This is a genomic window from Nocardia sp. NPDC060220, from assembly GCF_042727815.1.
In the GTDB taxonomy this organism is placed as follows: domain Bacteria; phylum Actinomycetota; class Actinomycetes; order Mycobacteriales; family Mycobacteriaceae; genus Nocardia.
In genome coordinates this window covers 1-2,077 of the sequence record NZ_JBHWZY010001061.1, presented here as the reverse complement: position 1 = coordinate 2,077, position 2,077 = coordinate 1, and the positions used below count along the sequence as shown (strand labels likewise).

The window sequence follows — 2,077 nt, the reverse complement described above, 5'->3', positions numbered from 1 at the left end:
GAGCAGGTGGCGGATCTGCTTCACGCGTAGCGGGGCGGTGTCGTCGTATTCGCGGTAGCCGTTCGGGCTGCGGTCGGCGACCATCAGGCCCTGGGCTTCGTAGTAGCGCAGTTGGTGGGCGTTGACGCCCGTGCGGGTACTCAGTTCGCCGATTCGCATCGCAACCTCACTTGACCTTCATACCGGTATGAACGTTGATGATGCTGCCATGCACAACGCAACCGAAACACCTGTGACTGTCATCGGACTCGGCCTCATGGGTCGATCGCTCGCCGGCGCGTTCCTCGCGGCCGGGCATCCCACCACCGTCTGGAATCGGACGCCCGCCAAGGCCGACCGCCTGGTGGCCGAGGGCGCGCGACTCGCGCCGGCCATCGGTGACGCCCTGCGGGCGAGCGCGATCACGATCGTCTGCGTCACCGACTACCCGGCCGTGCGCGATCTGTTCGCCGCGAGCGATGTCGACGGCACGACCCTGCTCAACCTCACCTCGGGCGACTCCGCCCAGGCCCGCGAAACGGCCCGCTGGTTCGAACAGCGCGGCGCCCGCTACCTCGACGGCGCGATCATGGCCATCCCGCAGGCGATCGGAACTCCCGACGCGGTGATTTTGCACAGCGGTCCACAGGCCGACTTCGACGCACACCGGAAAACCCTCGAAGCACTCGGCACCGTCACCTATCTCGGCGCCGACCACGGCCTGGCCTCCCTGTACGACGTGGCGGGTCTGACGATGATGTGGAGCGTCCTCAACGCGTGGCTCCAGGGCACCGCCATGCTCCGGACCGCCGGTGTCGACGCCGCGACGTACGCCCCGTTCGCACAGATGATGGCGACCGGGGTGGCCACCTGGCTGCCCGGCTACGCCGAGCAGATCGACAGTGGTTCCTATCCCGCCGAGGTGGCGGCCCTGGAGACCGACGCGCGAACGATGGCGCACCTGATCGAGGAGTGCGAGGCGCTCGGCGTCAACGCCGAGCTGCCGAAGTTGTTCAAGGCCCTGGCAGATCGGTCTATCGCCGCAGGTCACGGCGGTGAACAGTATCCCGTGCTGATCGAGGAGTTCGCCAAGCCACACAGCGACTGACCTGCCCCGCGTGAGCGAGAGGTAGCCCGCATGCCAGACACGACGATGCGGACACACAGCATCGACATCGCCCTGCGATCGGCGCCCTACCCGTGCACCACGTCGGCGAGCGTGGTGATCGCCTGCTCCCAGAGTTCAGCGAAGCGCGCGGCCTGGTCTTCGGTGAACAGGGACGCGCTCCAGCGGAAGTTGGTGGTCAGGGCAGGCCCGTCGGGGGTGGTGCCGATGCCCGCGATGACGTCGATCGCGTACCGCAGGGGAAGGTCGGGTTCAGGGTCGAGAGGTAGGGCTTGGTCGTGCTCACCGACGAGCAACGACCAGGGATCGGATTCGTTGCCGCTGAGGTCGATTCGGCCGAGGTAGTTGAATTCGACCTGGGGTTCGGCGGCGGAGCGGAGTTCCGCCGCGCGGTTGACGTAGCGCAGCAGACCGTAATCCAGTCCCTGGTTGGGGATTTCGCGCAGATGCGTCGAGACGGAGTCGAGCAGAGTACGGGCGGCAGCCGGGTCCGCTTGCGCGCGTGCGATATCCACCGCGTTGTCGCCGACGCCGAGGCGGACGGGGAAGACGCTGGTGAACCAGCCGAGGGTGTTGGCCGTGTCGGTGTCGAGGGTGGCGTCGGCGCGGCCGTGACCCTCCATGGCGATCAAGGCACCTGCGGCCGGGTCGTTTCCGTTGTCGGCGTGCAGCGAGGCCATGGTCATGGTGAGGGCGGTGAGCAGGAGCTCGCGGACGCCCTCGTCCTTGCCGACACGATCGAGGAGTCGGTCGGTGACCGCGACCGGCGTCGCGACCGTGCTGACGCGCAGGCTCGACCAGGTGTCGGTGGCCGGTGCGGGATGCCGGGAGCCGAGGGCGGCGTCGGGCTCGCAGACCTGTGCGGTCCAGTAGTCGCGCTGGGCCAGGACTTCCGGTGCGGACGCACGCTGCCACATGGCCTCGGACCACTGCCGGTAGGAGGTGAACTCGGGCCTGTCTCTTATACACATC

The 2,077-nt window shown here is 67.8% G+C and carries 3 protein-coding genes; 1 reads left to right on the top strand and 2 read right to left on the bottom strand.

Annotated features, from left to right (window positions below; translation table 11 throughout):
• Window positions 1–159: MerR family transcriptional regulator (locus ACFWF3_RS33590; RefSeq protein WP_379317997.1), on the bottom strand; the 159-nt coding region annotated here is incomplete at its 3' end.
• Between the two features lie 73 nt (window positions 160–232).
• Between ACFWF3_RS33590 and ACFWF3_RS33585 the strand changes: the two genes are divergently transcribed.
• On the top strand, window positions 233–1,087 hold the full coding sequence (locus tag ACFWF3_RS33585) for an NAD(P)-dependent oxidoreductase (protein ID WP_379317995.1): 855 nt from the start codon (window positions 233–235) through the stop codon (window positions 1,085–1,087).
• 86 nt (window positions 1,088–1,173) lie between these two features.
• On the opposite strand, the gene ACFWF3_RS33580 is transcribed toward ACFWF3_RS33585, so the two are convergent.
• Complete coding sequence (locus ACFWF3_RS33580) at window positions 1,174–2,076, bottom strand: condensation domain-containing protein (RefSeq protein WP_379317993.1); 903 nt, start codon at window positions 2,074–2,076, stop codon at window positions 1,174–1,176.
• Between the last annotated feature and the right edge of the window lies 1 nt (window position 2,077).

Coding starts and splice junctions, on each gene's coding strand:
- ACFWF3_RS33580 (WP_379317993.1), bottom strand. CDS start 2,076: ATGTGTATAAGAGACAGGCCCGAGTTCACCTCCTACCGGCAGTGGTCC.